The 22,857-nt window shown below is 64.8% G+C and carries 24 protein-coding genes; 5 read left to right on the forward strand and 19 right to left on the reverse strand.

Annotated features, from left to right (window positions below):
* Position 1 precedes the first annotated feature (1 nt).
* The gene (locus QN397_RS24175; protein ID WP_323502154.1) at positions 2 to 1,087 is read right to left on the reverse strand and encodes a nitronate monooxygenase; all 1,086 of its coding nucleotides are present in this window, start codon (positions 1,085 to 1,087) and stop codon (positions 2 to 4) included.
* A 159-nt stretch (positions 1,088 to 1,246) separates the two neighbouring features.
* Positions 1,247 to 2,059: a class II aldolase/adducin family protein gene (locus QN397_RS24180; protein WP_323502155.1), complete on the reverse strand. Its 813-nt coding sequence runs from the start codon at positions 2,057 to 2,059 to the stop codon at positions 1,247 to 1,249.
* Between the two features lie 159 nt (positions 2,060 to 2,218).
* Here QN397_RS24180 and QN397_RS24185 point away from each other — a divergent pair, with 159 nt between their 5' ends.
* Positions 2,219 to 3,115: a LysR substrate-binding domain-containing protein gene (locus QN397_RS24185; RefSeq protein ID WP_323502157.1), complete on the forward strand. Its 897-nt coding sequence runs from the start codon at positions 2,219 to 2,221 to the stop codon at positions 3,113 to 3,115.
* 18 nt (positions 3,116 to 3,133) lie between these two features.
* On the opposite strand, the gene QN397_RS24190 is transcribed toward QN397_RS24185, so the two are convergent.
* From QN397_RS24190 to QN397_RS24250, 13 genes are all read right to left on the reverse strand, one after another.
* On the reverse strand, positions 3,134 to 4,357 hold the full coding sequence (locus QN397_RS24190; RefSeq protein ID WP_323502159.1) for a DUF1501 domain-containing protein: 1,224 nt from the start codon (positions 4,355 to 4,357) through the stop codon (positions 3,134 to 3,136).
* A 19-nt stretch (positions 4,358 to 4,376) separates the two neighbouring features.
* Positions 4,377 to 5,957 (reverse strand): DUF1800 domain-containing protein, encoded by a 1,581-nt coding sequence (locus QN397_RS24195; protein ID WP_323502160.1) that lies wholly within the window; start codon positions 5,955 to 5,957, stop codon positions 4,377 to 4,379.
* Positions 5,954 to 6,442, reverse strand: a complete 489-nt coding sequence (locus QN397_RS24200) for a hypothetical protein (RefSeq protein WP_323502162.1) — start codon at positions 6,440 to 6,442, stop codon at positions 5,954 to 5,956. The genes QN397_RS24195 and QN397_RS24200 overlap by 4 nt, the downstream gene beginning before the upstream one ends.
* Positions 6,443 to 6,570: 128 nt before the next feature.
* Positions 6,571 to 7,245 carry a DsbA family oxidoreductase gene (locus tag QN397_RS24205; protein ID WP_323497464.1) on the reverse strand — a complete coding sequence of 225 codons (675 nt, stop codon included), beginning with the start codon at positions 7,243 to 7,245 and terminating at the stop codon, positions 6,571 to 6,573.
* Positions 7,246 to 7,320: 75 nt separating this feature from the next.
* Entirely contained in the window at positions 7,321 to 9,261 is a 1,941-nt protein-coding gene (locus QN397_RS24210; protein ID WP_323502164.1) for a bifunctional sugar phosphate isomerase/epimerase/4-hydroxyphenylpyruvate dioxygenase family protein, read from the reverse strand.
* A 69-nt stretch (positions 9,262 to 9,330) separates the two neighbouring features.
* Complete coding sequence (locus QN397_RS24215) at positions 9,331 to 10,023, reverse strand: DUF899 family protein (RefSeq protein WP_323502166.1); 693 nt, start codon at positions 10,021 to 10,023, stop codon at positions 9,331 to 9,333.
* Between the two features lie 10 nt (positions 10,024 to 10,033).
* Positions 10,034 to 10,798: an alpha/beta fold hydrolase gene (locus QN397_RS24220; protein WP_323502168.1), complete on the reverse strand. Its 765-nt coding sequence runs from the start codon at positions 10,796 to 10,798 to the stop codon at positions 10,034 to 10,036.
* The gene (locus QN397_RS24225; protein WP_187051508.1) at positions 10,795 to 11,229 is read right to left on the reverse strand and encodes a carboxymuconolactone decarboxylase family protein; all 435 of its coding nucleotides are present in this window, start codon (positions 11,227 to 11,229) and stop codon (positions 10,795 to 10,797) included. Before QN397_RS24225 ends, QN397_RS24220 begins: the two co-directional genes overlap by 4 nt.
* A complete protein-coding gene (gene pcaB / locus QN397_RS24230) occupies positions 11,226 to 12,437 on the reverse strand; it encodes a 3-carboxy-cis,cis-muconate cycloisomerase (RefSeq protein WP_323502169.1) in 1,212 nt (403 codons plus the stop codon). The genes QN397_RS24225 and pcaB overlap by 4 nt, the downstream gene beginning before the upstream one ends.
* A gap of 1 nt (position 12,438) precedes the next feature.
* Positions 12,439 to 13,272 carry a shikimate dehydrogenase gene (locus QN397_RS24235; protein ID WP_323502171.1) on the reverse strand — a complete coding sequence of 278 codons (834 nt, stop codon included), beginning with the start codon at positions 13,270 to 13,272 and terminating at the stop codon, positions 12,439 to 12,441.
* A gap of 28 nt (positions 13,273 to 13,300) precedes the next feature.
* Positions 13,301 to 14,863 carry a carboxylesterase/lipase family protein gene (locus QN397_RS24240; protein ID WP_323502172.1) on the reverse strand — a complete coding sequence of 521 codons (1,563 nt, stop codon included), beginning with the start codon at positions 14,861 to 14,863 and terminating at the stop codon, positions 13,301 to 13,303.
* A complete protein-coding gene (locus QN397_RS24245) occupies positions 14,863 to 16,215 on the reverse strand; it encodes an MFS transporter (RefSeq protein ID WP_323502173.1) in 1,353 nt (450 codons plus the stop codon). The genes QN397_RS24240 and QN397_RS24245 overlap by 1 nt, the downstream gene beginning before the upstream one ends.
* A gap of 78 nt (positions 16,216 to 16,293) precedes the next feature.
* Positions 16,294 to 17,202 (reverse strand): shikimate dehydrogenase, encoded by a 909-nt coding sequence (locus QN397_RS24250; protein WP_323502174.1) that lies wholly within the window; start codon positions 17,200 to 17,202, stop codon positions 16,294 to 16,296.
* A gap of 181 nt (positions 17,203 to 17,383) precedes the next feature.
* Between QN397_RS24250 and QN397_RS24255 the strand changes: the two genes are divergently transcribed.
* Complete coding sequence (locus QN397_RS24255) at positions 17,384 to 18,169, forward strand: IclR family transcriptional regulator domain-containing protein (RefSeq protein WP_323502176.1); 786 nt, start codon at positions 17,384 to 17,386, stop codon at positions 18,167 to 18,169.
* 58 nt (positions 18,170 to 18,227) lie between these two features.
* Positions 18,228 to 19,154 (forward strand): carbohydrate kinase, encoded by a 927-nt coding sequence (locus QN397_RS24260; protein WP_323502178.1) that lies wholly within the window; start codon positions 18,228 to 18,230, stop codon positions 19,152 to 19,154.
* Positions 19,155 to 19,168: 14 nt separating this feature from the next.
* On the opposite strand, the gene QN397_RS24265 is transcribed toward QN397_RS24260, so the two are convergent.
* Positions 19,169 to 19,468: a DUF4148 domain-containing protein gene (locus tag QN397_RS24265; protein WP_323502179.1), complete on the reverse strand. Its 300-nt coding sequence runs from the start codon at positions 19,466 to 19,468 to the stop codon at positions 19,169 to 19,171.
* An 87-nt stretch (positions 19,469 to 19,555) separates the two neighbouring features.
* Positions 19,556 to 20,710 (reverse strand): chorismate synthase, encoded by a 1,155-nt coding sequence (aroC, locus tag QN397_RS24270; RefSeq protein ID WP_323502181.1) that lies wholly within the window; start codon positions 20,708 to 20,710, stop codon positions 19,556 to 19,558.
* Between the two features lie 88 nt (positions 20,711 to 20,798).
* Between aroC and QN397_RS24275 the strand changes: the two genes are divergently transcribed.
* Complete coding sequence (locus tag QN397_RS24275; RefSeq protein ID WP_323502182.1) at positions 20,799 to 21,221, forward strand: cupin domain-containing protein; 423 nt, start codon at positions 20,799 to 20,801, stop codon at positions 21,219 to 21,221.
* 47 nt (positions 21,222 to 21,268) lie between these two features.
* On the forward strand, positions 21,269 to 21,454 hold the full coding sequence (locus QN397_RS24280) for a hypothetical protein (protein WP_323502184.1): 186 nt from the start codon (positions 21,269 to 21,271) through the stop codon (positions 21,452 to 21,454).
* Between the two features lie 202 nt (positions 21,455 to 21,656).
* On the opposite strand, the gene QN397_RS24285 is transcribed toward QN397_RS24280, so the two are convergent.
* Positions 21,657 to 21,896, reverse strand: coding sequence for a hypothetical protein (locus QN397_RS24285; protein WP_323502185.1), 240 nt, complete (start codon positions 21,894 to 21,896; stop codon positions 21,657 to 21,659).
* A gap of 418 nt (positions 21,897 to 22,314) precedes the next feature.
* Entirely contained in the window at positions 22,315 to 22,626 is a 312-nt protein-coding gene (locus QN397_RS24290; RefSeq protein ID WP_323502186.1) for a hypothetical protein, read from the reverse strand.
* Between the last annotated feature and the right edge of the window lie 231 nt (positions 22,627 to 22,857).

Consider the following 22,857-nt stretch of genomic DNA (forward strand, 5'->3'; position numbering starts at 1 on the left):
GTCATGGAGGCGTCGGGTCGAAGGAATGGGAAAGGAGTGATTGCGCAAAGCCTTTAGCAAGGCTTTGCACGATGTCGTGCGCAGGCAGCGGCTTGCAGCCCGTCGCGTTTTGTCCCGACCATAGCGGGGAAAAGTCGCCACTGCCCTGCGCTTCGGCCTTGGCACGCAATGGCGCGATACCGGCGGTCGCCATCGGAAACTCCGGCGGCGCGGTGCCGATCGGTCCGAGCTCGCGCACCACGCGGTTCACGATGCCGCGTGCCGGTCGCCCAGTGAACACATTGGTCAACGCCGTGTGCCGCGCGGCCTCGCTTTGCAATGCCGCGCGATGCAGGCTCGTCGTCGTGGCCTCGGGGCACAACAGGAACGCGGTGCCGACCTGAACTCCCGCGGCACCCAGCGCCATGGCTGCCGCGACGCCATCGGCATCGGCGATGCCGCCCGCAGCGATCACCGGCACCTTCAGCGCGCGCACCAACTGCGGCAAGAGCGCGAAGGTACCGAGTTGGCGCGTGAGGTCGTGCGAAAGAAAGTGACCACGATGGCCACCCGCCTCAAGGCCTTGCGCGATGACCGCATCGGCCCCATGCGCTTCGAGCCACAGCGCCTCGTCGAGCGTGGTCGCCGAGGCCAACACCTTCGAACCCCAACGCTTGACTTTTGCGAGCAGCGCAGGCGACAGCAAGCCAAAGTGGAAACTGACGACCGGCGGCTCGAATTCGGCCAGCACGGCCGCCGCCGCTTCATCGAACGGATTGCGGCCAGGCCCGGCACCGACGCTCTTCGGGTCGATGTCGAACTCGCGGTAGTAAGGCGCCAGGGCGCTGCGCCATGCGGCGTCTCGCGCGGCATCGGGCTCCGGCGGCGTGTGGCAAAAGAAGTTGACGTTGTAGGGCTTGTCGGTGCCTGCGCGGATGGCGGTGATCTCGCTACGGATCGCGTCGGCGCCGAGCATGGCGCAGGGCAGCGAACCGAGGCCGCCTGCGTTGCTGACTGCGATGGCGAGTGCACTGCCCTGCACGCCTGCCATCGGCGCTTGAGCAAGGGGTAACGCAGTGCCGAGAAGGGTTTGCAAAGTGAGGTGCATGACTGGTTCCTTGGACGGGAACGCCATTGTCCACCGCCCTTCGCCGGCCTTGCACGCGCCGTGAACTCGCCTAAATCGCGATCACGAACAGGCCAATGTGGGTGCTGCCCGCCGCAGCTGCGGCAGCACGCGGCAAGGTCGTCGTGTTCATGGTCCAGCTCAGTCGAACATGTCCGGCTGCGTCGCCGCGATTTGGTTGTACAGCGTCTGGAAATGCAGCCAGCCGATGAACTCGCTACCGACATGCTCGCGGCTGTAGCGCGCGCGTTCCGGCGTGACCAGCCGTGGCGTGACGCCGCTGGCGTCTACCAGCAGTTGCTGCTGGCAGCAACGTTCCAGCGCGATGAACCAGAAGGCCGCCGCATCGATGCTGTGGCGGCTGGCCGTCAGCAGCCCGTGGTTTTGGTGGATTGCCGCCTTCACGCCCTTGAACGCGTTGGCGACCTTGTTGCCGGCCTCCTTTTCGACAGCGACCTGGCCTGCCTCATCGCCGATCACCGCGTGGTCTTCGAAGAACGCAGCGGCGTCCTGCGTGATGGGTTCGAGCTTCTTGCCGAGCGATGCGAAGGCCGTGCCGTACACCGTGTGCGCATGGCACATCGCGAGGATGTCGGGGTGCGCGTCATGCACCGCGGCATGCAACACGAAGCCGGCGCGATTGACTGCGTAGTCGCCTTCGACGACCCTGCCATCGTGGTCCACCAGGATCAGGTTCGACACCTTGACAAGCGAGAAATGCACCGCCATCGGGTTGGTCCAGTACAGGTGCGGCCGCTCCGGATCGCGGATCGTCAAGTGGCCTGCGAAGCCGTAGTCGAATCCTTGCTGCGCGAACGCACGGCAGGCGGCGACGAGATGTTCCTTCAGGTACTGGCGCTCGTCGGCGTGGTTGGTGAAGGTCGGGATCTCGGGGAACTTCAGTCCAACCTGTTCGGGCTGATAAACCGAAATGCGCTTCTTGATGTCGAGCATATTGTTGTCTCTGGCTGGTTGTGTTGCAGATTGCGAATGCAAGTCGTGACGGGCACGCAAGACGCAGATCATCCGTATCGGCGGCCGCGTTGACAAAGGACGACTGTTCACCAATGGCTGAAACAGATTCATCTATGCTCGTGAAAACCAGCTTATCCGATGCGACGTCTTCCATCCTTCTTCGCACTTCGCGCCTTCGAGGCAGCGGCGCGGCTTGGCGGCTTCACGCAAGCAGGCGAAGAGTTGCATCTGACGCCGTCCGCCATCAGCCATCAGGTGCGCGCGCTTGAAACATGGTTCGGCCGTGCGCTCTTCACGCGCGGTGTACGCAAGGTGACGCTGACCGTCGACGGCCGAAGGTTGCTGGACCAGCTAAGTCCGGCTTTCGATCAGATCGAGGATGCCTGCGCCGAGCTGCGTCCACTGCAATCCCGCAGCGAACTCGCGGTCCACTGCTCGCCGAGCTTTGCCGCCAAGTGGCTCGGCCCACGGTTGCCGCAGTTCATGGCGGCGCATCCGTCGATCGTGATCCGCATGTCGTCGAGCGCGGAACCTGCGGACCTTGCCAAATCGGCGGACATCGATGTCGACATCGCCTATGGATTGCCCCCGCCGCATGCCAATGTGATGGTCGAGCCGCTGGGACTCGAGTCGACGGTGCCGATGTGCTCGCCGCGCCTGCTTGAAGGCCGTGGCTCGATGACGCCGGCCGATGTGCTGCGATTCACATTGATCGATTCCAAAGTCAATCCGGTGCAGTGGACAGATTGGTGCAAGCTGAACGGGCTCAAGCTGCCGACCGGTGCGCGGCCCTCTTTCGATCGGGGTTCGATGGTTATCGCTGCTGCAGTCGACGGCATGGGCATCGCATTGGAGACGACGCGCTTTGCACAACGAGACCTCGAACGGGGCGATCTGGTGATTCTGGATGGCCCGTCTTTCCATCGGATCGAGCGCGTAACCCACTTCATTTGCTATCGGAAGTCGGCGATCGACAACGAGCGCCTTATCGCGTTTCGTGAATGGATGAAAGCGCAGTTGCTGCCAGCGACCTGAGCGAGCGCCTGTGCGCAGCTAGACCAGCCGCAGATCGCGTGGCGCGACCCCCGCAAACACCCGATCGAGCTGCGCAGGCGACAGTCCGTACATCCGCGCGAACAAGCCGCCGAACACCGCTCGGTATTCGTTCAGCACCGGATAGTCGCGGTTCTGGAACAGATTGGCTTGCGATACCTCGACCTGCTCGCCCAACACGCGACCGCCGGCCTGTGCAGCGAGGCCGCCACCGAGCACCCAGTACACGGTGCCGTGGCCATGGTCGGTGCCCTTGTTGCCGTTCTCACGGAAGGTGCGGCCGAACTCGCTGATCACCACCACCACGGTGTCGCGCCACGCGTCGTCGCCCATCTCTTCCGCAAAGCCGGCGACGCCGCGGCCGAGTTCCTCGAGGCGGTTGGCGAGGTAGCCGGTGCCGGCGCCCTGCCCCACGTGCGTATCCCAGCCGCCGACATCGACGAAGCCGAGGTCGAAGCGTTCGCGCATCAGTCGCGCCATGCGCCGCGCGACCAGCTCGAAGCCCTTCGACGTCATCGCGTTGCGGCTGGCCGCTTCCATTTCCTCCTTGACGGCGCGCTGTACCTCGTCACGCACCGCGAAGCCTTCGACCACCGGTTGCGCGAGCTTGGTGTTGCGATACATCGCCTCGATCACCTTGCTCTGTCGCGCGTCGATGGCCTGGCGGCCGACCGAGCCGAGCGCCATGTTGGCGGCCTTGGCGTCGCCCCTGAGCGCGATCGGCAGCTGGTCGGTAAAGGCCATCGGCGACACCGCCGTCAGCGGTCCGGCACCGAGCACGCCGGCCAGCCGATTCAAGAAGCCCGAGCGATAGTCGCGGCCGCGGTCGAGTGCCTGGCCGAGCTCGATCGAGTCCTGCGTTTCGAAGTGACTGCGCGTGAGGTCGTCCGTGCCCGCGAACGGAATGAACGCCGCTTGCTGCTTCTGGAACAACGGCATCACGCTGGCCGCGAGCGCCGGGTGCAGTCCCCAGTGCGCATCCAGCTGCAGCGCGCCATTGGGCTGACCGGGCCGCGGCACTGCGATGGTCGGCCGCGCGCTGCGATAGAAGTCGTCGGTGGTGCCCGATGCGATGGGCACCAGCAGGTTGGCGCAGTCGTAAGCACCGCGCAGGAACACGACCAGCAGCTTCGCGTTGCCGGCGGCAGGCGCGGCCATGAGCCGGCCCGCGGCACCGGCGAGCGGTGCGACGCCCATGAGCTTCAAAAGATGTCGGCGTTGCATGTGAGTTTCCGGTGCGTGTTCAGCGATTCATCAACTCGGGCGAAGCGAGCAGGAAAGTGTTCCAGTCCTGCGGCGATCGTGCATCGGCCAGCGCGGCCCGTGTGTCGGCGCCCAAGCCCGGCAACGCCGCACGCACCGCGCCCGACTCGGCCAGCGCCGGGAAGGTCGGGCGTTCCAGCGGCGCGCCATCGTCGGTGCGAAACAGCACTGCGCCGTTGGCACCGATGGCGCGCGCAATCTCGAAGCGCGTGGTCATCTGCCCGGCACTGGCCCACGCCGATTGCGTGAGTGGATAACCATCGGGCGTCTCGTGGCCGTACAGCGGCTCGCCCATGCGGTTGATCCAGCCGATCAGCGGGGCTGCATTCGTCACCACGCGATCGTCGTACGCCAGCCGCACGCCGGCCAGCGCGTAGTGGACCGGATCACGAAACTTGTGGCCGAGCGACGCGCTGAACTCCGGCGAAGAGAACATGGTGGCCAACGTCGCGGCGATGTCGCCATCGCTGCGCGTGAAGGTGTCGGCCATGCGATCGATCAACACCTGGGACGGCTCGTCCGCAACGAAATAAACGGCCAGCTTGCGCGAGATGAAGCGGGCCGTGGCCGGCGCGCGCGCGAGGCGGTCGAGCGCCTCGTCGACTTCAGCCATGCCATGACCTGTGATCGGCCGGCCCAGCAAGGTCTTGCCGCCATAGTCGTGGCGCTGCGGGTTGAACTCGAACAGCCCGCGCCGCACGTAGTCCTCTGCGAGCGGGGGACGCATGCGCGGCGCTGGCTCGTCGGTCGCGCGCAGCGTCACGCCGAGGCCGGTGAGCACGCGCGCCAGCTCCTGCACGTCGGCTTGCGAATAGCCGCCGCCGACGCCCAGCGTATGCAGCTCCATCAGCTCGCGTGCATAGTTTTCGTTGATGCGGTTGGCGGCGTTTTGCGCGTTGTCCAGATAGCGCAGCATGGCCGGATGCCGCAACGTGGCACCAAGCAGATCGCGAAACCTGCCGAGCGCGTGCGGCCGGATGGCGCTGTCTTCGTAGTCGCCGATCAGCGCGCGAAGGTTGTCCTTGCGCACGTTGACGTTGAAGTGATTCATCCAGAACCATGTCATCTGCTCTTGCAACTGGTTCGGCGAATAGAGCGCCCGCAGTACGAAGCGTTGTTGCGCCTCGCGCGACAACCGATTGAGCTCCTGCTGATAGGCCTGGCGCGCGGCCTTCTTCTGGTCTTCGTCGGGCAAGGCATCGGCCGCCTTGCGTTGTGCCTCTAGCGCGATGGCGAGCTGGTCGACCGGCGTGCGCGAAATGGTCATGCCGTCGACCTGCGCCTGCGCTGCGGTTGGCAGTGCGGCCGGTCTTGGATTGAGCTGGTCGCGCATCCACGGGCCGAGCCCTCGGCGCGTCAACTGCGCCTCAGTGGCGGTGCTGGCGCCCCAGCTCACCCGGTTGAGCCAGAGCAGGCGTGTGGCTTCGTCCACGGGGGCCGCTGGCAGAGTGACCGTAGCGATCGCGCGACCCGAAGCGGGACCGGTGGAACACCCCGTCAGGAGCATCAGCGCGCAGGCGCCGAGCACGCCCAGGCCAACCGCTGCGCGCAGGGTGGTCATTCGCGGCGCATGTCGTGACGTCGCACGTCGCCGATGGCATGTTGCGCCGCGTCGAGCGCCGCATCGACATGGGCCAGTCCGTGCTGCTGGAACGGACGCGAGCGCGGATCGTCTTCTTCACGCGCCACGTCGGAGTGCACCTTGCGCAACAGGTCTGCCGCTGCATGCAGGCGGCCTTCGCGCGGTAGCCATGCATCTGTCGGCGGCTGCCACTGCAGCGACTTGCCGTCGAGCCACGCGGCGCGCTGCAGATCGTTGATGGCGGCAGCGACCTCGTCGCGAACGATCATCTCGTCCTGCGAGACCTGACCGTCTTCAGGGCGGCGATGGTCGACTTGCCAGGCCGCGGAACGCAAATCGGACAACGCGTGAAGATAGAAAGGATGCTTGCCGTATTCGTCGGCAAAGGCGGGTGCAGTGGCTGCAACGGCAGCGGCAGCGGCAGCGGCAGCGAATGCCAGTGCCGCGATAAATCTTGTCTTCATGTCAGTGTCCTTGACGGGTGAACAACGGCGATAGCCGCCTCCTTTCAACCCACCAGGACACACCGGCGTTGACCTGCTTTACCCGCAATGCACAAAGGGAATTAATTTACTCTTTGTGCCCGCACAAGTCAGGCTGTCGACAGCCTCGCCGGGGCCGCGCCGGCGATCTGCCGCAGCGCGCGTTCGAACACTTCGACCGGCTGGCCGCCCGAAATCAGGTGCTGGTTGTTGATGATGATCGCGGGCACCGAGTGGATGCCGGCGTCGGTGTACATCCGTTCGCGCTCGCGCGTTTCTTCGGCGTACTCGTCGCTCGCCAGAATCTCGCGTGCACGCGCTTCGTCGAGCCCTGCTGCACCGGCGAGCCGCACCAGCACCTCGGGGTCCGAAGGGTTTTCGCTGTCGGTGAAGTAGGCCTTGAGCAGCGACTTCTTGAGCACGATCTGCTTGGTCACGTCTTCCAGCTCGGCCCAGTGCAGCAGCCGATGCGCATCGAAGGTGTTGTAGATGCGCGGCCGGCCGCCGGCACTGAACTGGAAGCCGACCGCAGCGCCGCGCGCACGGATCATCTCTCGCGACTCGGCCTGCTGCTCGCGCGACGAGCCGTACTTTTGGTTCAGATGCTCGAAGGTGTCTTGCCCTTCCTTCGGCATCTGCGGGTTCAGCTCGAACGGCTGAAAGTGCAGCTCGGCCTTGACGTCCGGCGCGACACGGGCCAGCGCCGCTTCGAGCGCACCGAGTCCGACGGCGCACCAGGGGCACGACACATCGGAGACGAAATCGATCTTGAGTTGAGTTGTCATAGTTTCATTGTTCACAAGCACCACAACCCTTATCGTGCGCAAGGTTTTGCCCTCGACAAAGTTGGTGCGGCAAGTTCACTCCTGCGCCTGCGATGCCATACGCGCCGGTGCGTTGCTGGCGCCATAGCCGTCGTATGCGCCGATGCGCTGCACGACTTCGAAGAACAGTCCCTGCTCGAAACTCTCTGTGTAGATATGAAGGTAGTCGCCCGTGGCCGAACGGTCGAACAGCACGCCGGCAGCGCGCATGCGGTCGAGCAGCGCGGCGTCGATGTCGAGCCGGGTTGGCAGGTCGTCGTAGTAGTTGTCGGAGATGGGCACGAATCGCACGCCGTTCCCACGCAGCGCAGCGACCGTCTCGAAGATGTCGTCGCAGGCCAGCGCGATGTGATGCACCGCGCCGCCACCCGTCACGCTCAAGGTGCGCGCGGTGCGGGTGCGCTGGCTCATCGACACGTTGAGTACCAGCCGCACGCTGCGGTCGGCGTTGGCGACGCCGCGGCTGCGGATCAGGCCGAAGGGGTCGGCCAGCTCCAGGCTTTCGCCGGGTTCCAGGCCGAGCACGGCGCGCGAGAACAGCACCCATGTGTCGAGCTGATCCACTGCGAGGCCGAGGGCGACGTGGTCGATCGAGTGCAGCCCCACGACGGCTGCGTCGGACGTCGAAGGGGCATCGTCTTCCATGACGAAGTCCGCTTCGTAAAGGCCCCTGCTGCCGAGCGATGAGGGTACGAAGTGCACCAGATTGCCGCCCGGCGCGACGATGGCCGGCACCTGCACTTCGTCGGGGCCGAGCGGGCTGTCATGCCGCTGCGAGCGCATGGCAGTGGCGCGCGCCGCAGCGCCCTGTGGATCGTCGGTGCGAATGCCCAGCGCACACACCGAAGTGCCGTGCGCCTCGAAACGACTTCGCGCGAACGAGTCGGGTTGCGCGTTGACGATGAGATGGATATCGCCCTGCCGATACAGCGCGACCGCCTTCGAGCGATGCTGCCCGACGCGCTTGAACCCAAGCTGTTGCAGCAGCGCGCCGAGCGTGCCGGCCGATCCCGCCGGACCCTCGCTGGCTGCGAACTCGATGAAGGTGATGCCAGAAAGTGCCGGCATCGGCGGCGGGCTGAACAGCTCGATGGTGTCGCCCACGCGCTGCGCCCGCGTTGAAGTTTTGCGTGTCGTTGACTGCGTCTCGGACCGCGCTTCAAGACGATCGCGCACCTGGCTTTCAAGGTACAGCAGGGACCGCATTGCATCGACCGCGGTGCGACGGTTCGGCGTTTCGCGGAACACGTCGTTGAAAATCTCGAGCGACAACGGCCCCGTATAGCCGGCCAGCAGCGTCTTCTCGAAAAAGGTCACGACATCGAGATCGCCCTGCGCCGGAAACAAGCGATGGTGGCGTGCCCACTGCAGCACCGACATGTCGAGTAGCGGCGCGTCGGCCATCTGCAGGAAAAAGATCTTGTCGCCGGGGATCTCGGCAATGCCGGCCGGATCGTCCTTCAGCGACAGCGTATGAAAGCTGTCGAGGATCAGGCCCAGATGCGGATGATCGGCGCGACGCACGATGTCCCAGGCCTGGCTGTAGAGGTGGGTCTTGCGACCCCACGCCAGTGCCTCGAAGCCGACCCGCAGGTTGCGGCGCGCCGCGCGCTCGGCCAGTTCGTGCAACTGCGCCGCGGCGAGCGCCGGGTCGTCGAGGGTTGCCGGCGAGGTGTTCGAGCAGCACAGAACCAGCGGCGCGCCCATCGCTTGCATCAGGTCGAACTTGCGCTCGGCACGCTCCAGGCTCCGGCGGAATTGCGGCTCCGGCATGGCTTCGAAATCGCGAAACGGCTGGTACAGATCGATCGACAGGCCCAGGTCTTTGGTGATGCGACCGAGTTCGGCCGCGCTGCCGTTGAAGTTGATGAAGTCGTTCTCGAACAGTTCGATGCCGTCGAAGCCTGCAGCGGAGATGGCTTCGAGTTTTTGACGCAGCGTGCCGCTCAGGGACACGGTCGCGATGGAGCGGTGCATGGGATCAGTCGTTCGATGTGAGGCGGTACGCCATGGGTGCGACTGTAGAAAGGCGCTACACCGCTCAACTCAATACGCCAGCTTCGGATACCAGTTGCTGCCCCGCCCCGCCGGCGTCAGGTCCAGGATGTTCCACAGCGGCGTCGGGTCCGGCGCACCGCGAGCGTCTTCACCGGGGTCGGCCGTGCCGCCGAGTTCCGATCCCCAGAAATGGAAGACCTTGCCGTCACGCTTGACCCACACGTCCAGCGCCGGCCATTCGTTGCCATCCGGCGCAAGCCCGCGATAGTCGCGAGCGAAGTCGTCGCCGACGGTCGCGTAGAACTCGAGGTTGCGCCAGCCGCGCTCGCGTGCGAACGCCAACTGACGCTCGACCGGCGAGCGCCCGATCACGGCGATCGCCACCTTCTGCACCAGGTCGCGCACCGGCGTGTCCATGGCACCCAAAAACGACGTGCACATCGGGCAGGCTTGCTTTCGCTCGGGGCCGTACATCCAGAAGTAGGTGACGAGCGTGTCGTGCGCGCCGAACAAGTCGACCATGGGCAATGTCTTGCCGTTCTCGTCCTTGAACTCGTAGCCGCGCGCTTCGCCGCCTGGAGGCAAGGCGCGGCGTTGGGCGGCGACGCGCTCGATGTGGCGCCGGAGTTCGATCTCTTCGGCCAGCAGCGCCGTGCGTGCCTTGCGGTACTCGGCGCTGTCGTTGGGGTAAGGCTTGCTCGCTGCGGCGGCGAGTTCGGTCGCAGGTTTCAGTGCGGTCATCGCGTTCCTTTCAGAGACTGCGCCAGAAGTCGATCAGCAACTGCGTGAATTCGACCGGGCGCTCCACTGCGCTCAGGTGCGCCGCGTCGATGGTCGCCAGCCGCGCGCCGGGGATGGCCGCCACCATGGCTTCCGACATCGCCATCGGCGTGGCCTCGTCCTGCAGGCCACCGATGACCAGCGTCGGCACGGCGATGCGTCGGTTGCTCTCGCGAAAGTCGATGGCCGCGACTGCATTGCAGCTTGCGATGTAAGCCTGCGGCTCGTTGCGCAGCAGCACGTCTTTCAGCGCCTCTGCGGCGGCCTTGCCGTCATGGGTACTGGTGTAGCCGGGCGTGAGCCAGCGCGAGACGGCGCCCGGCGCGATGGCTGCAATGCCGGCGGTGCGCACGGTCTCCTCACGGGCTGTCCAAGAGGCTTGGTCGGGGTAATGGGCCGCCGAGTTGGCGATCGCCAGCGTCTTCAACAATTCCGGGTGCTGCACTGCCAGTGCTTGCGCCGTCATGCCGCCCATCGAGAGCCCGACGAAGTGCACGGGCTCGCCGTCGGCCTCGCGCGCGAGGAGGTCGGCCGCGTCTTGCGCCAGCATTTCGATGCGCAAGTCGCCAGGAAGGATTTCCGATGCGCCGTGGTTGCGGTGGTCGTAGCGCAACACGGTGTGCGCGCGCGCCAGCAACGCGGCCACGCCGTCCCACATGTGAAGGTCGCAGCCGAGCGCATGGCTCAGCACGACGATCGGGCCTTCGCCTTCGCGCAGGACGTTGAGACGGGTCATGGTGTTCCTGGTGGTTTCGGTGTCACTGGTGTGCCTGCGGGCAGCAGCCCCTTCTCGCGCAGGATGCCCGCTGCGATGCCGAAGGCATGGTTGGCGACCGGCACGCCGCAGTAGATGGCGGCCATCATGATCACTTCCTTGATGTCGTCGGGCGTGAGGCGCGACTCGGGCGGGCCATCGAGCGCGGCGCGCACGTGCATCGCGAACTCTTCGTACGCATGGATGCCCAGCATCATCGACAGCACCATGTAGCGGCGCGTCTTGTCGCCCAGCGCCGGCCGGCCCCAGATGTCGTTCCACGCATGGCGCGTGATGAGCTCCTGGAACTCGGCGTTGAAGTCGTTGCGATTGGCCAGCGACTTGTCGACCCATGCATCGCCCAGCACGCGGCGGCGGTTGACGAGCCCGGACTCGTAGGTGTCATCGGTCATTGCGAAATTTCCTTGCTTGAAAGTCGGGCCTTGAGCGCATCGACTTCGGCCAGCGCGATGTCACCGGCTTTGGCGGCCAGCTCGACCGAGAACCATTCGTCTGCTGCGTCTTGCGGCAGCTCGGCACGCAGCCGCTCGATGTTGGCGCGCATGCGTGCGGCATCGACCTGCAGGCCCGGCAAGGCGCTCGCCATCGCTCGCACGCTGCCGTGCGCCGACATCAATAGCTGCGGCCATTCGGCCAGTTCGGCCTGCCAGGCGCCGAGCGCGCGTTCGTGTTCTTGCGGCATGGCAGCCAGCAACGCAGCGACCCGCTGCGGCGTGCGGTGCGCAGCCGCGATAGCGACCATCGACGCCACCGGATTGCGTTTGTGCGGCATGGCCGACGAGCCGCCACGGCCGGGCTCGCTCGGCTCGGCGACCTCGCCCACTTCGTACTGACCCAGCAGCGCGATGTCGCCGGCGATCTTGCCGAGGCTGCCGGTCATCAACGCGAGCTCGCAGCCGAGAGCGACCCACTCGTCGCGCTGCGTGTGCCAGGTTGCGCCGGGATCGCCGAGCGCCAGGTCGGTCGCCATGCGCCGGCGCACCGCCGCGCCCTGCCCGCGCATCTGCGCCAGCGTGCCGACCGCCCCCCCCAGCTGCACCTGCAGCGCGCGCTTTGTCGCGCTGCGCAATCGCAGGCGGCTGCGCACCAGCGGCGCCGCCCAGCCCGCGCACTTGAAGCCGAAGCTGGTGACCGAGGCCGGCTGCATCAGCGTGCGCGCCAGCATCGGCGTGGTCGCATGCAACGTGGCGAGCTTGAGCAGCGCATCGGCCGCCTTCGCCAGATCGGCTTCGACCAACGCCACCGCCTCGCGCGTGACCAGCGACATCGCCGTGTCGATCACGTCCTGGCTGGTGCTGCCGAAATGCACGAACGGCGCAGCGTCCTTGTTGAACAGGCCGACGGCCTCGCGCAAGGTCTTGACCAGCGGGATGGCGACGCTGCCGGCACGGCCACTCTCGCGCACGATCTTGGCGACGTCGAACAGCTCCACCTTGCAGCTGCCGACGATGGTCTGCGCCGCCGCTTCGGGGATCACACCCTCCGCCGCCTGCGCTCGCGCCAGCGCGGCCTCGAAGCGCAGCATCGCGCTGACGAAGTTGGTGTCGCTGAAGGCCGCCAGCGTTTCGGATGTGGAAAGAAAACCTTCGAAAATGCTCATGTCAGTAGCGTAACTGCGCCACGGCGCGGAGGTCGTCCGGCGATGCAGTGCCAAAGCCGAAAAACTCCAGGTACGCCGGGATCATTTCGAACAACATGTCGGTGCCGACCTGTACCGCGCAGCCCTTGTCTTTGGCCGCCTGCAGCAGCGGCGTGTACTCGGACTTCATCACCACCTCGCCGACGAAGGTGCCCGGCGCGATACGGTCGATGTCGAAAGGCAACGGGTCGCCGTCTTGCATGCCGAGCGGCGTCGCGTTGACCACGACGTCGAAGCCGGCCGGGTCTTTGGAGCCAGTGGTAACGACCATCTTGGGGTAGTGCTCGCGCAGCCGCGCAGCCAGCGCATTGGCCGATGCATCGCTCATGTCGAACAACGCCAGCTCAGCCGCCCCCGCTGCAGCGATCGACGCAGCAATGGCCGAGCCGACACCGCCCGTACCCGACACCAGCACACGCGTCCCCTTGAAAAGCCGGCCCTTGCGCTCGACGCCGCGCACGAAGCCGGCGCCATCGAACTGGTCGCCGAGCAACGTGCCATCGGGTCGCTTCAGGATGGCGTTGCACGCGCCGGCGATGCGCGCTGTCGGCGTGACCTCGTCCATCAATGCGACTGTCGAAACCTTGTGCGGCATCGTCACCAGCGCACCGCGAATGTTGCTGAACCGGAAGATCGCCGCGAGCGACGCAGCGTAGTCGTCGGGCTTGACGCCCATCGGCACGACCACCGCATCGATGCCCTGCTGGTCGAACCAGGGGTTGTAGATCATCGGCGCCTTGAAGGCTTCGGTCGGGAAGCCCAAGTGGGCGATGAGCATGGTCTTGCCGGAAATCATGGTGACGATCTGAAAAGGTCGGTGCGGGTCAGCGCAAGAAAGAAAGATGGGCTTTGCGCGGGATGTCGATGGGCACGGGCTCAGCCTTGATTTCGAGCACCGTGGGCTTCGTGGATGTCGATCGACTCGCATCCGATGGCTCGAACTGCGGCCAATGCGGCAGGCCTTGGTCGTCTCCTTCACCATTCGGGTTGCCGCTCTTCGCGAAGTTGGCCCACCAGCCCTGCATCAGCGCGGTGATGCGGTCGTCGTCGGCACCCCAATCGCGATCGAGCACGCGCGTGGTGCCGAAGATGTACGGGTACTCGGAGCTGTGGAACACGCCGAGCTTCGCTGCCGGTTCGCCGTCCCCGGACTCGCGATAGCGCTGGCCTTTCCTGAATGGCTGCAACTGCGCGAAGTGATAGGCCCAGGTCGGTGCGACGGCAGCTTGCGCACTCGCCGCTGCGACCACGCCGCCAGCGAAGAGCCCATCGCCGAAGAGCGCGCGGCTCGACGTCACCGCCTCGGCATCGCTGCCCGCGGGATAGAAGCGCTCAGCCTCTGCGGCACGGTCGCCGAAGCGTTTCTGCAGATGCGTTTTGAACGACGTGGCAGACGATGCTGCCGGAAAGGTCGAGCCTTCGTCACGCGTCCAGCCGGTCAGGAACGGCACGCGCTGCTGCTCACCCGCCGCAAAGCTTTCGGCCAGCGGCTTCTGCAGGAACTTGCCGTCGACGATCGGCATGAAGCGGTGCGGTTGCGCGAGGTAGCGCTGCATCAAATCGTCTGCGCTGAGCGCGCGCAACGACGCGAGCGAATCCGCGCCGGTACCGCCCGCGAAGTCGACGCCCTGTGCCTCGCCGGTCGCAAGGCTCGGCGTCGGGTTGAGGCCGAAGCTCTGCGCGATCGCGTGCTTGAAGAGGCCGCGCGCTTCGGTCGCCGCCATCAACGCGATCACGCCATGCGCACCAGCCGACTGGCCGAACACGGTGACGCGCGCCGGGTCGCCGCCGAACGCTGCGATGTTGCGCTGGACCCAACGCAAGGCGGCGGCCATGTCGAGCAGCCCGTAGTTGCCCGATGAGCCTTCCGCCTCCGCACTGAGGGCCGGATGCGCCATGAAACCGAAGGGCCCGAGCCGGTAGTTGAAGGTGACCAGCACCACGCCCTGCTTTGCCAGGTCACCGCGCACGAACACGGGGTTGGAAGCCGCGCCTTGCTGGAAGGCACCGCCATGGATCCACACGATAACGGGCAGCGCTTCACCGCCACGATCCGCCGGTTCGTTCGGCGTCCACACGTTGAGGTAGAGACAGTCTTCGCTCATCGGCTGCACGCCAGAATACTCGGCGTAGACCGAATCCGGCGCGCGGCCCGGTTGCGTGCATTGCGGCGAGAACTTGTCGGCACGGCGCACGCCGTCCCAAGCGGTGAGCGGTGCCGGCGCGCGCCAGCGCAGGTCGCCGACCGGCGCAGCGGCGAATGGAATGCCGCGCCATGCACACAGGCCCGTTGCCTCGTCGCGAACACCTTCGATGAGGCCGCTGTCGATGCGCACCGGAGCGAGCGCGACGACCTTCGACGTCACCTTCGACGCCACTTCCGACATCACGCACGAACCTTGTTCATCTTCTTGCCGAGCTCATGCATCGGCACCTTGTACGTTTCCGGCGATGTAAAAATCGAGATCGCCGCGATGACCGATGCCGCGCTCACGAGCCCCGCCACCGGCATCCAGCCATTGATGCCTTCGCCCATGATGGCCGCGCTGATGGTCGGCGCAAAACCGCCGAGCGCAAATCCGATCTGCGTGCCGATGGCCATGCCCGACAAGCGAACGCGCGTGTCGAACATTTCGCCGTAGAGCGAAGGCCACACCGCGTTGGCGGCGCTGTAGACGATGCCAGAGGTGAGCAGGCCGAACAGGAAGATCAGATTCAGGTCGCCGCGGCTGATGGCCCACAACGTCGGCCAGATGAGCACCGCACAACCCAGCGCGCCGAAGATGAAGATCGGTCGGCGGCCGACCTTGTCGGACAGCATCGCCCACAGCGGAATCGCGGCCAGCGCAACGACGTTGGCGCAGACCAGCAACGTCAGCATGGTGGTGCGCGGGATGTGCACAGTGTTGACCGCATACGAGAGCACGAAAATGCCGAAGATGGTGCTGGTCACCGACACCAGCGCTCCAAAGACGACACGCAGCACGGCCGGCGTGTGGTCGCGAAAGAGCACGGCGGCGGGCATTTCGACGGTGGCGTTCGCGTCGGCTTCTTCCTTGAAAGCCGGCGTTTCCGGCAGCGTGCGGCGCACCCAGAAACCGACCGCCACCACGATCGCGCTCAGAAAGAACGGGATGCGCCAGCCCCACGAAAGCAACTGCTCTTCAGGCAACGACGCGATCGGCAAGAAGACGAGGGTCGCGAGGATGAAGCCCATCTGCGTTCCGCTCAATGTGAAACTCGTGAAAAAGGCGCGCCGATGGGCCGGCGCGTGCTCCAGCGTCATCGAGTTGGCACCGGCCTGCTCGCCTGCGGCCGACAGTCCCTGCAGCAGACGCAGCACCACCAGCATGATTGGTGCGGCGATGCCGACCTGGTTGTAGGTGGGCAGCAGCCCGATCAAAAATGTCGAGATCCCCATCAGCAGCAGCGTGAATGTGAGCACCTTCTTGCGACCGAACTTGTCGCCGATGTGGCCCATGAAAAACGCACCGATCGGCCGCGTGACATAGCCGACGCCGAAGGTCGCAAAGGCCGCGACGGTCGCCAGCTTGGGATCGATTGTCGGAAAAAAGATCTTGCCGAACACCAGCGCTGCCGCGGTGCCGTAAATGAAGAAGTCGTAGTACTCGACCGCACTGCCGATCCAGCTTGCAAAGGCGGCTTTTCTGGGCGTCTTGACGCCCTCCGGTTCTCCCGTGTTGTCGAACGTTCGCACGTCATTCATCGTGATGGCCATGGTTTTGTCTCTATGGTTGGAAGTTGAAAATCGAAAAGGGAAGCAGAAGAGAAGCAGCAGGGAAGCAGCGGAAAAAATTCAGCTGTAGCGCAGCGGGTTCTTGATCTCGTCGGCCATCGCCGCGGGGTAGATCAGCTCGCGCAGGAAGTCGGCGTCGTCGCGCAGCGCTGCGGCCGCGTCGACGTAGCCAAAGTAACCGAGGTAGTGCGGCATCTGCTGCACCAGCATTTCGAAGCCGGCTTGCGCATGCAAGCCACGCGCCCGCGCAGCGCGCACCAGAGGCGTCGGCTGGCCGCGCAGCAGGATGTCGAACACCGCTGCGTGGTTGTCCATGCGCGCTACATCGAACGGAAGCGCGTCACCTTCGTTCAGCCCGAGCGGTGTCGCGTTGATGACCAGGTCATAGCCGGCCGGATCGTTGCTGTCGACCGCAACCACCGTCGCATCGAAGAACGAATCGAGCTTCACCGCGACGCCGGCCGCCTTGCCCGCCACGACGTCGTGCAGCGCGATGTGCTCGGCGCCGTTGACGGTGCCACCCTCGGCCAAAGCGACGCCGATGGCCGCCGCGCTTACTCCGGCGCCCAGGATGAGCACGCGCTTGCCGCGAAAAGGAATCCTGTAGTGGTCGAGTGCGCCGATCAGGCCTTCACCATCGAACAGATCGCCTTCGAGTTGGTCGTGTTCGGCGCGGCGCACCACGTTGACCGAGCCGGCGACACGGCCGAACAATCCGCAGCCATCGAGCAGGTCGACCACCAGCGGCTTGTGCGGCGGCGCGATCAACATGCCGCGCACATTGCGGGCTAGAAATGCGGACTTGAAGAACACCGCGAAATCGCGCCGTGGTACTTGCATCGGCAGCAGCACGGCGTCGATGTCGAAGCGCTCGAACACCGCGTTGAACATCCGCGGCAGGCGCACGTTGCGTACCGGATCGCCCGGTAGCAGGTACGCCTGGGTGCTGCCATGAATGGTGGAGGTCATGAATGTCTCTGCGCTTTGTTCGATCGCCCGTCTGGTGGGGAGTGCGGGGACTCTATCGACAGCGCTTCAGGCAGTACATTCGGATCTCACCCAAACGATCGATGAGCGAACGACCGAGTGCGTTAATCGCGCACATTCAGGGTTTCTCCTAGGCAGATCGGCAACACAGAGGACGCACCAGATGCCCAAAGAAGGCTCCCCGACGCCCGCCGGGCTCGAAAAGCGCGACTGGATCGCTGGCCTGGAGCGCGGCGTAAGCATCATCGAAGCCTTCGACGATGCCAACCCGCGGCTCACCGCCAGTCAGGCCGGGCAGCGCACGGGCATGACGCGCACGGCAGCACGCCGCTACCTGCTGACCTTGCAACACATGGGCTACGTCGCGAGCGACGACAAGCTCTTCTGGCTGACGCCGCGCGTGCTGCGGCTCGGTCAGTCGTACCTCGAATCGGCACGGCTGCCGCGCATCGTCCAACCTTTCTTGCAGCGCGTCGCGGCGGGCACGCACGAGATCGCCTACCTGAGCGTGATGGACGGCGACGAGGTGGTCTACATCGCGCGCAACGGGCCCAACCGCAGCATGAGCACCGGCTACGTGCTCGGGGCGCGAGTGCCGGCGCAGGTGACCGCGGCGGGCATGCTGATGCTGGCGCTGCGCAGCGACGCCGACATGGCGACCTGGCTGGCGAAGCACGAGCTCAAGGTCTTCACTTCGCACACCATCGCGAGCAAGGAGCGCATGAAGCTCGAGCTGGCCCGCATCCGTGCACAAGGCTGGGCGATATCGGAACAGCAGCTCGACCTCAACTCACGCGGCATCGCGGTGCCTTTGCGCGACCGGCACGGTGAACTGGTCGGCGCCCTCAACATCACGATGCCGATGGGCCATGAGGGCTCAGAAGAAGCGGTGGCGCGCGTGCTGCCCGTGCTGCGCGAAACAGCACAGGCGATGCGCAGTCTGATTTAAAGTATTGGCGCCGGGCCGGGCCGATTTCTATACTGGCGACCCACTTAAAGGAGATTGAATGTTCGTGGTCTGCGGCGAAGCCCTGATGGATGTATATGCGGGCGAATCGACGCCGACCGGGTTGAGCTTCGATGCACGCATCGGCGGCTCGCCCTTCAATGTGGCGGTCGGGCTGGCGCGCCTGGGCAGGCCAGTCGCATTGCTCACCGGCTTGTCGACCGACAGTGCCGGCGAACGCCTGCTCACAGCGCTGCAAGACGAGCACGTCGACACCTCGTTGCTGGTCAGAAGCGATGCGCCGAGCACGCTGAGCGTGATCAGCCTCGATGCCCACGGCGTACCGCGCTATGCGTTTCATGGCACCGGCGCGGCCGATCGGCAAATCACTTTTGACACCCTGCCCGCCTTACCGCCCACCACGCGCGTGCTGCAGTTCGGCTCTTACGCATTGGTGGTCGAGCCCGTCGGCTCTGCGTTGCTGGCATTGGCCGCGCGCGAGCACACGCAACGGCTCATCGCCTACGACCCGAACGTGCGCCTCAACGTCGAGCCCGATCTGTCGCGCTGGCGTGCAGTGGTCGAGCAAATGGTGGCGCTGTCGCACTTCGTGAAGGTGAGCGACGAAGACTTGGCGCTGCTCTATTCCCGTGAAACGCCGGAGCAAGTGGCGGCGCGTTGGATTGCCGTCGGTGTGTCGCTGGTGACGGTCACGCGGGGCGGGCGTGGCGCGAGTTCGTGGACACGAAATGCGAAGGTCGATGTACCTTCGTTGTCGGTGAAAGTGGTGGACACCGTCGGTGCCGGCGATACCTTTCAAGCTGCGCTTCTGAGCTGGCTTGATGAGCAGGACAAGCTGAGTGCGTCGGCGATGGCATCGCTCGACACGAAGGCCCTCGAAGCGATGCTGAAGTTCGCCTCGAAGGCGTCGTCGATCACCTGCTCGCGCCGCGGTGCGGACATGCCGCGCCGCAACGAGCTGGACTGATCGCGAAGCGTCTTTCAGCGAACGCGGGTCTGAACCGTCAGGTCGCCGTCACCGTAGGTCTGCGCGCCAGCTGCCGTGATCGACAGCGCGCCCGCGCGCACAGCGCTGCGATCCGCCATGTCGGTACGCGCGATGGTGCCGGTACCGCCATTGGTGATGGGCACCGCGCTGTACGCCTGGGCCTGCACGTCGGCGCGCGACATCGTCGACACGAATGGCTGCGGCGGCAGCGGGTTCTGTTCACCCTGAAAGGCCTGCGCGCCGATGGCCGCAAAACCGGTGATTGCTGCAACTGCGATGAGCTTGATGTTCATGATGAAACTCCGTGAAAGAAGGATTGAAGTCGATCCGAATAGACCGCCCTTAACCTCTACGGATGAATCACCGGCGCAGATTCATTTTTAGAGAAAAGAAGATTGCGGGCCTTCGGACTCGTCGGAGGTGCCGGCTTCGCTGCTCGCATTGCCGAATGGCCGTGAACGACGTCCCGAGTTACTGATGTCACCGTTCTGCGCGCGATTTCGCAGTGCATGTTCCATCACCACCAACGCCAGCATCGCCTCGGCAATGGGCGTGGCACGAATGCCGACGCACGGGTCGTGGCGGCCCTTGGTCACCACCTCGACCGGCTGGTTGTTGATGTCGACCGACTGCCGCGGGCTGATGATCGAACTCGTCGGCTTGATCGCGATACTCACTTCGAGGTCTTGCCCCGACGTGATGCCGCCCAGGGTGCCGCCCGAGTTGTTGGTGGCAAAGCCCTGCGGCGTGATCGAGTCGCCGTGCATGGTGCCGCGCTGCGTCACGCTGGCAAAGCCGGCGCCGATCTCCACGCCCTTGACCGCGTTGATGCCCATCATGGCGTAGGCGATGTCGGAATCCATCTTGTCGAACAGTGGCTCGCCCAGGCCGACCGGCACCCTGCTCGCCGTCACCCGTATGCGCGCGCCGCAGGAGTCACCGGCCTTGCGCAGCGCATCCATGTATGCCTCGAGATCGCTCACATCGGCCTTCGGCGCGAAGAACGGGTTGTTCGGCACGTGCTCCCAGCCCTCGAACGGAATGACGATGCCGCCAATTTGCGCCATGCAGCCGCGGAACTGCGTTCCGTACTTTTCGAACAACCACTTCTTGGCGACCGCGCCGGCCGCGACCATCGGCGCCGTGAGCCGGGCCGACGAGCGGCCACCACCGCGCGGATCGCGAATGCCGTACTTCTTCCAGTAGGTGAAGTCGGCATGGCCGGGTCGGAACTGCTGCGCGATCTCGCTGTAATCCTTGCTGCGCTGGTTGGTGTTCTGGATGAGCAAAGCGATCGGCGTGCCAGTGGTCTTGCCTTCGTACACGCCGCTCAAGATCTGCACAGCGTCGGGCTCGTTGCGCTGCGTGACGTGGCGGCTGGTGCCGGGGCGGCGGCGATCGAGGTCGCCCTGGATATCGGCCTCGGTCAGCGCCATGCCTGGCGGGCAACCGTCGATGACGCATCCGATCGCGGGGCCGTGGGATTCACCGAAATTGGTGACTGCGAAAAGGGTGCCGAAGGTGTTGCCGCTCATGGTCGCGGATTATCGACGGAGCGGGAATGCTTTATGCATGCTGCGCTGCAGCAACCCCACCCCTGCCACCTACGCAAAGGAGCGTTTCATGCTGGACCGTACCGCCACCAAGTTTTCGCACGTCAAACCCAGCGACACCGATTTCAAGCCAGGCGGCCTGCGCGACTTCTTCCTGTACCGCGACCTGGGCGTGGCCGAAGCCACCAACGGCGCCGTCATCGCGCACCTCGTCAAGGCGAACATGCCCCCGGAAGAGGGCACCGGATGGCACCGACATGAAGCAGATTTCCAGATCGTCATCATGACCAAGGGCTGGGCCAAGTTCATGTACGAGGACAAGGAAACACTGGTCGAGGCCGGCGACGTGGTGCATCAGCGTCCCGGGATTCGGCATTTCTTGTTCGACTACTCGCCGGACATGGAATACCTGGAAATCGTGTCGCCGGCGGACTTCAAGAGCATGGATGTCGAGCCGGCGGCTGAGGTGCCGGCGCCTATGCCCTGGAAATAAGCGCGATCTTTATCGAGCCACCATCGGACGCCTGGGAGATGTATCGCGTGTTGGCCGAAGAGCGCCGACGACGCGAGATCGAACCTATGTTGTCAATGCCCCGCAATGCGCTGCTCGAAACCCAGACCGGCGATGCCGAGCGTCACGCGGAAGAGCTTTTGCGCGAGATGCACGACCTCAACGACCGAGGAGCGTCTGATTGGCGAGGCAAGGACAACAAGAAGGAGGGTTGAGAAGCGCTGGTGCGAGGCTCAGGCCGGCGCGGTGCACTACTTCGCTCATGTCCCCCGGCTTCGCCTCCTCCTTTACTTCGCTGCGCAGTACACCCCACCGGCCTGAGCCATTCAAGGACCGTGGTTGATCGGGGTGCGCGACCGTCAGCTTCGGGCCCGAAGCTGCCTCTTGTTCAGCCCCAAAGCGGACGGTCAAGAGACGCTACTCGCTGCGTGCTGTCGCCACCATTGCTCGCAACTCGTGCAGCGAAAGTTCGAACTCAGTCCCCATCGTCATCACGCCGAGCTGGTCCAGCCAACCACTTAATTGGGAGTCCAGATTCCGGTGCTTCAACTTGGTTAAGTAGGCCCAGTTCCCGACCTCTTCCACGATGTCTTTGTCGCCCACAGCAGCAAGAAGGCGGTCGAGTTCATCGGCAAACAGGCACGGTGAGTAGGTCATGCGTTGAGATGTCTGGTTCTGGCCGACCTCGGCGCTTCAAGCCGATCGTACGATGCCCGAGATCCACATGCAGGCGGCTACAGTGACAGCCAGCGACGCGACGAGCAACGTGCGGCTGATCCAGACATGGAGGGGTCGGGCGCCTGACGGGTAGTCAACGGCGCCAATCACTCGACTTCCTGCAAATTCAATGGCGATGCTAGCCGGCACGGCACCGACGAGCAGCAAGACCCACCCAGTCGAGGTCGTCGGCGCAAGAGGCAGTCCCATAAGCCAAACGGTTGCGAAGCCGGTGGAGAGAGCAACGTAAACAACTGCTGCAATTGCGACTCCTCGAGACTGAATCATGTTCTGTGGTCTTCTAGCTGCTGCTCGAGTTGAGTGACTGGTTGTGGTCGGATGCTGCCACGAGATCTGGTTACCGAAGGCGGTATCCACCCGGGTTCTCCGCTTCTTCGTCGCGCCTCGACGGATAGAACTTCTTTTTCTCATCGAGTTCGTAGAAGAGCTGACCGTGGATTCCCATGGCCCGAGCTTTGACCACTCGGCGCTTCCACAACGCCTCAAACGCGCTGTTCAAATCAGCTTCCTCGGTTCCGCGTTCGAAGACCTCATCTATGAACGCAATGTCATGCCCGTCGGGAAAAATGAGCGCGAACTCTTGGTCAGTGGCAGCAAAAATGTCGTACACGCAATTCACGGCGCCGTCGATGACCTGAATGTTTTTCATAAAAAGTCCGTTACACAGGGGGTGGCGCTGAAGGTCCGGTACTGGCCGAAAGCGGCCAACTGAAGAATGCCACACGTTGCAATGCAAAAGACACGATCATCCCGCCAAGGCTCCTCAATAAACCCGTGCTCGCGCCGTTGAACGGCACGACGCTTCCTAGGCCGAGGGCGGTGGGTGGCCCCTGCAGCGAAGTAAAGGAGGAGGCCGAAGGCCGGGGGACATGAGCGGAAG

It is taken from the genome of Variovorax sp. RTB1 (genome assembly GCF_035018765.1).
Lineage (GTDB): Bacteria > Pseudomonadota > Gammaproteobacteria > Burkholderiales > Burkholderiaceae_C > Variovorax.